Below are 6426 nucleotides of genomic sequence, written 5' to 3' on the forward strand. Positions count from 1 at the left end.
GCATGAAGTGAAGGCATGAAGTGAAGACGATATTAACAAGGGTAGGCGAAAAAAGTAAGATTGTATTAATGGGGGATCCTCAGCAAATTGATCATCCGTATTTAGATGAATATAATAATGGTTTAACATACGTTGTAGAGAAGTTTAAAGAACAACGTATTAGTGGTCATGTAAAGTTTGTTAAAGGAGAGCGTTCTAATTTAGCACAACTAGCAGCGGATTTATTATAAAAAGGAGTGAGCCTAAGCTCACTCCTTTTTTTCCTTTTAATTATACAATTTAAATGATTGTAAATTTACGGATGTTACGAATCGGGTTTTGTCTATTAGATCCATCATGGAAATATAGATGAACAGGCCCGTCTTCTCGTAATGGTTTACCTTCTTTTGAAAAACCGAGAATAGCTTTATGGGCTGTTTCTAACGGAAGTGTAATTGTATTGTCTGTGGTTTCAATTTCGACTTGAGTAGCATCTTCTAAAATTTCAGCATTTTTAAGAAATGGATGAAGTGGTATGCCAAATGTCCCGTTAATAAGCTGTTCTTTTTTATATTTCTTTATACTTTGTTGTATTGGCGGGAAGGCAGCACCATCACGGATTTCGCGATCCCAATGCTCTGAAGTATGTTTTAAGTATGTTTCTAATTCGGATGATTCTTCTCTAGTTTCATCAAAGTAAGTTGTCAAATCTATTTTTCGATCATCGAAAATCCATACAGTTGGATCGATAGTGATTGGAAAACGAACTTTTCCATTAATAAATAAAATTTCGCTCATTGTTGTTCCCCCATTTGTGTTATACTCCCACTTTTCAGTATAATAGTATTAGGCACTGTTGTCACAAAAAATGTTTCTATTGCAATTTATTAAAACTATCGCTAATATTAATAGATATGAGAGAGTAGGACGGAAACGGAGGGAATCAATTTGGCGTCTGAGACAGTATCAAATCATCAGGAAAAGGCACTAGCCCTTCTACAAGCGGATGCAGAGAAGATTTTAAGACTTATTAAGGTACAAATGGACAATCTTACAATGCCGCAATGTCCATTATATGAAGAAGTATTAGACACACAAATGTTTGGACTATCCCGCGAGGTCGATTTTGCGGTTCGCCTTGGTCTTATTGCAGAAGAACAAGGGAAAGCCATGTTAGGAGAGCTCGAACGTGAGTTGTCTGCACTTCATGAAGCATTTACAAACAAACAACAATAACGGGTTCAAATAAGGGGGCTCAAACTGAAATAGTTTGGGCTTTTTATTTGTATAATAAAGAAGGAAGAACCTATATACATATGGAATACAACAATAATTAAATTGAAACAGAAAGAGGAAATGAAATGAAAAAAGTATGGAAATCGATGGATTATTCATTATTACTTCCTCTTGTTATCTTATGTGTGTTGGGAGTTATAATGGTATATAGTTCTAGTTCCATTGTTGCGATTTCGAGGCATAACTGGCCAGCAAATTACTTTTTTAAAAAACAATTAATTGCTTTAGCTATTGGAACGATAATGTTAGCGATTATCGTTGCTATTCCTTATAAGTTGTGGAGAAAGCGAATAGTTTTGATCGCAATGGGAATAGGGAGTATTGGTCTATTATCAGCAGCCTTGATTTTCGGTAAGGACGTAAATGGTGCAAAAGGATGGATATTAGGTATACAACCAGCTGAGTTTGTGAAAATAACGGTTATTATTACGTTAGCAAACTTTTTTGCTAAKAAACAAGAAACGCAAACAGCTTTTGTACAAGGGATAATTCCTCCTCTAGCTGTTGTTGGTGGAGCGATGGGATTAATTTTACTTCAAAATGACTTAGGTACCGATTTGTTAATTGCGGGAACGGTAGGAATTATGTTTCTTTGTTCGGGAGTCCGGATTAACTTATGGATTAAACGAATTGTTTTAACTTCTATAGTGTGGATTCCGGCACTATATTTTCTCGGAAATTATGCATTAAGCCCATATCAAAAGGCACGTTTTTCAGTTTTTCTTGATCCATTTAGCGATCCGCAAAAGGATGGATTCCAATTAATAAATTCATTTATTGGAATTGCTTCAGGAGAGCTAAACGGTAGAGGGTTAGGGAACAGTGTCCAAAAATATGGCTACTTACCAGAACCGCAAACAGATTTTATTATGGCAATTATATCTGAAGAGCTAGGTTTTATTGGTGTAGCTGTTATTTTGATTTGCTTGTTACTMATTATTATTCGTTCATTTAGAATTGCACAAAAGTGTAAAGATCCGTTTGGAAGTTTAATAGCTATCGGAATTGCAAGCTTGCTTGGAGTTCAAACTTTTATAAATGTCGGTGGTATGTCGGGGTTGATACCGCTTACAGGGGTACCGTTACCGTTTGTTAGTTACGGTGGGAGTTCCTTATTAGCTAATCTACTTGCAATGGGCATATTATTAAATATTGCTAGTCAAGTCAAACGACAAGAGAAACAACAAAATGAAATGACTAAAGAAATAGAACAAGGTGGACCACATCTTGTTGTTGTAAAATAAAAAACACATTGAGCTCTAGAGTTCAATGTGTTTTTTATTTTGTTAGGTTTCAAATGTGATATAATATTGATTCTTTTAAAATAAAAAGTATATTACATTTAAGTTAATGTGATATACAATAGTGTTGTTAGAAAAGGAAGAGGTATGCTATACTATTTTTGTGAAACAAATTGATCAGAAAACTTATCATTTGTTGAAAAATAAGGTATGATGGATAAAAATAAAGTGAAGCTTTCTAAGTATAATATAATGTAGAAAGTGAAGAACTTCACGCTCTTTAGAGTGTGTATGTATTTTATCTCTAGAGTGGTAAGAAAATAGAGGGGGAAAATCATGACAAAGCTGCAACGTATTCAAAAAGTATTGGTAGCTAACCGTGGAGAGATAGCAATTCGTGTGTTCCGAGCATGTTCAGAACTTGGATTAAACACAGTTGCGATCTATTCTAAAGAGGATAGCGGTTCTTATCATCGCTRTAAAGCCGATGAGTCCTATTTAGTTGGGGAAGGGAAAAAGCCAATTGATGCTTATCTAGATATTGAAGGCATTATTGAGATTGCGAAAAGTAATCATGTAGATGCAATCCACCCTGGATATGGTTTCTTGTCAGAAAATATTCAATTTGCAAAACGTTGTGAAGAAGAAGGGATTATCTTTATCGGTCCAAAAAGTAAGCATTTAGATATGTTTGGAGATAAAGTTAAAGCAAGAACACAAGCGCAGCTAGCACAAATTCCAATTATTCCTGGTAGTGATGGTCCAGTAGATTCAATAGAAGAAGTTAAAGAATTTGCTGAAAAGTATGATTACCCGATTATTATTAAAGCATCCCTTGGTGGCGGCGGTCGCGGTATGCGTATTGTACGTGCTAGTGAAGAATTAAGAGAATCGTATAATCGCGCGAAATCAGAAGCAAAAGCAGCCTTTGGTAATGATGAAGTGTACGTTGAAAAATTCGTTGAAAAACCTAAACATATAGAAGTACAAATTTTAGCAGATGAAGAAGGTAATGTTGTACATTTATATGAGCGTGATTGCTCTGTACAACGACGCCATCAAAAAGTAGTTGAAATTGCACCGAGCGTGTCGCTTTCAGATGATTTGCGCGAGCGTATTTGTGATGCTGCAGTAAAGTTAACGAAAAATGTAAATTATTTAAATGCTGGAACAGTTGAATTCCTAGTGAAAGATGATGAATTTTACTTTATTGAAGTAAACCCACGTGTTCAAGTAGAACATACAATTACAGAAATGATTACAGGAATCGATATTGTTCAATCACAAATTTTAATTGCAGATGGACATGCTTTACATAGCAAGATGGTAAGTGTGCCGAAACAAGAAGAGATTATTGTGCATGGTTATGCAATTCAATCTCGTGTAACGACAGAAGACCCACTTAATAACTTTATGCCTGATACAGGGAAGATTATGGCGTATCGATCAGGCGGTGGCTTTGGTGTGCGTCTTGACACAGGTAATAGTTTCCAAGGTGCAGTTATTACACCGTACTATGACTCTTTACTTGTAAAAGTTACAACTTGGGCGCTTACTTTTGAACAAGCTGCTGCAAAAATGGAACGTAATTTAAAAGAATTCCGTATTCGTGGCATTAAAACAAATATTCCATTCTTAGAGAATGTAGTAAAACATAGAAACTTCTTATCGGGAGAGTATGATACTTCGTTTATTGACGCGTCACCTGAACTGTTCTTGTTCCCGAAACGTAAAGACCGCGGAACGAAAATGTTAAATTACATTGGTACAGTAACAGTAAATGGTTTCCCAGGAGTAGGGAAAAAAGAGAAACCAATTTTCCCGGATGCTCGTATACCGAATGTACTACACTCAGAGCCAATCCAAAATGGAACGAAACAAATTTTAGATGAACGTGGAGCGGATGGATTAGTAAAGTGGGTACAAGATCAAAAGCGTGTACTTTTAACGGATACAACATTCCGTGATGGGCATCAGTCATTACTTGCAACACGTATTCGTACAAAAGATTTACATCACATTGCAGAACCGACAGCGAGAATGTTACCAAACTTATTCTCAGCGGAAATGTGGGGCGGTGCAACGTTTGATGTTGCGTATCGCTTCTTAAAAGAAGATCCGTGGGAACGATTACTAGATCTTCGTGAAAAAATGCCGAATGTTTTATTCCAAATGTTACTTCGTTCTTCAAACGCAGTTGGATACAAAAACTATCCAGATAATTTAATTCAAAAATTTGTAGAATGTTCCGCGCAAGCTGGAATTGATGTGTTCCGTATTTTTGATAGCTTAAACTGGGTAGAAGGTATGAGAGTTGCAATTGATGCTGTACGAGATACTGGTAAAATTGCAGAAGCAACAATGTGTTACACAGGAGACATTCATGATCCGTTACGCAGTAAATATGATTTAAATTATTATAAAAATTTAGCAAAAGAGTTGGAAGCATCAGGAGCTCATATTTTAGGGATTAAAGATATGGCGGGCTTATTAAAGCCAAACGCAGCATATGATTTAGTTTCAGCACTAAAAGAGACGGTGTCGATTCCAATTCACCTGCATACACATGATACGATCGGAAATGGTATTTTAACGTATACGAAGGCAATTGAAGCAGGCGTTGATATTGTCGATGTAGCGGTGAGTTCTATGGCTGGTCAAACGTCACAACCGAGTGCGAATACACTATACTATGCGTTAGGCGGAAACGAAAGACAACCAGATGTTAATATAGACTCATTAGAAAAACTATCTCATTATTGGGAAGATGTACGTAAATATTATGCACCATTTGAAAGTGGTATGAACGCTCCTCACACAGAGGTATATATGCACGAAATGCCAGGTGGACAATATAGTAATCTTCAACAACAAGCGAAGGCGGTTGGTTTAGGAGATCGCTTTGATGAAGTTAAAGTGATGTACCGTCGTGTTAATGATATGTTTGGAGATATTGTAAAAGTAACACCATCATCTAAAGTTGTCGGTGATATGGCATTATTTATGGTTCAAAACCATCTGACAGAACAAGATATTTTAGAGCGTGGAGATTCTATGGACTTCCCAGGATCTGTTGTTGAAATGTTCTCTGGAGATTTAGGTCAACCATATGGTGGTTTCCCGAAAGAATTACAAAATATTATTTTAAAAGGGAAAGAGCCGTTGACAGTAAGACCAGGTGAATTATTAGAGCCAGTAGATTTTGACGCTTTAAAAGAAGAGTTATTCCACAAACTTGGACGCGAAGTAACAATTTTTGATGTAGTCGCATATGCATTGTATCCAAAAGTGTTTATGGACTACGAAAAAGTTGTTGGGCTTTATGGAAATGTATCTGTGCTTGATACACCTACTTTCTTCTATGGAATGAGACTTGGTGAAGAAATTGATGTAGAAATCGAACAAGGTAAAACATTGATGGTTAAACTAGTTTCCATTGGAGAACCGCAGCCAGATGGAAATCGTGTGCTTTACTTGGAATTTAATGGACAACCGCGTGAAATCGTAGTGAAAGATGAAAGCGTGAAATCAACTGTTGCACAGCGTGTGAAGGGGAATCGTGAAAATCCAAATCATATTAGCGCAACGATGCCGGGAACTGCTATTAAAGTAGTTGTAAAAGAAGGCGATGAAGTGAAAAAAGGTGATTCCATGGCAATTACAGAAGCGATGAAAATGGAAACGACGGTTCAAGCGCCATTCAGTGGTAAAGTGAAAAAAGTATATGTAAATGATGGGGATGCAATTCAAACGGGAGATTTACTCATTGAATTAGATCATTAAAATAAAGAAAAAGAGCTGTGCGAAAGTGAAGTGACCCCTAAAAGTTAGACACGGTTATTTCATTAGGCTACTTGATCCAAATGAGTCCGGTATTGTACCGGGCTCATTTTTAATTTTGCCTTAATCC

Annotated in this window: 4 protein-coding genes and 1 pseudogene; 4 read left to right on the forward strand and 1 reads right to left on the reverse strand. The window is 36.4% G+C overall.

The genetic code is table 11. The annotated features are described in order from the left end of the window. Nucleotides 1-11: 11 nt before the first annotated feature. A pseudogene (locus AC1DTM_RS16160) lies at nt 12-230 on the forward strand (PhoH family protein); the annotation flags it as partial. A gap of 49 nt (nt 231-279) precedes the next feature. On the opposite strand, the gene AC1DTM_RS16165 reads toward AC1DTM_RS16160, so the two are convergent. Further along, nucleotides 280-777, reverse strand: a complete 498-nt coding sequence (locus tag AC1DTM_RS16165) for a hypothetical protein (protein WP_016106041.1) — start codon at nt 775-777, stop codon at nt 280-282. Between the two features lie 150 nt (nt 778-927). Here AC1DTM_RS16165 and AC1DTM_RS16170 point away from each other — a divergent pair, with 150 nt between their 5' ends. The 3 genes from AC1DTM_RS16170 to pyc all read left to right on the forward strand — a co-directional run bounded on the left by AC1DTM_RS16170 (nt 928) and on the right by pyc (nt 6299). Continuing rightward, nucleotides 928-1215 (forward strand): Fpa/YlaN family protein, encoded by a 288-nt coding sequence (locus tag AC1DTM_RS16170; protein WP_000135698.1) that lies wholly within the window; start codon nt 928-930, stop codon nt 1213-1215. Nucleotides 1216-1340: 125 nt separating this feature from the next. Next, the gene (gene ftsW, locus AC1DTM_RS16175) at nt 1341-2519 is read left to right on the forward strand and encodes a putative lipid II flippase FtsW (protein WP_477000478.1); all 1179 of its coding nucleotides are present in this window, start codon (nt 1341-1343) and stop codon (nt 2517-2519) included. Nucleotides 2520-2852: 333 nt separating this feature from the next. Then, nucleotides 2853-6299, forward strand: coding sequence for a pyruvate carboxylase (gene pyc, locus AC1DTM_RS16180; protein ID WP_477000479.1), 3447 nt, complete (start codon nt 2853-2855; stop codon nt 6297-6299). Nucleotides 6300-6426: the final 127 nt, after the last annotated feature.

It is taken from the genome of Bacillus sp. P4_D3 (assembly GCF_056401855.1).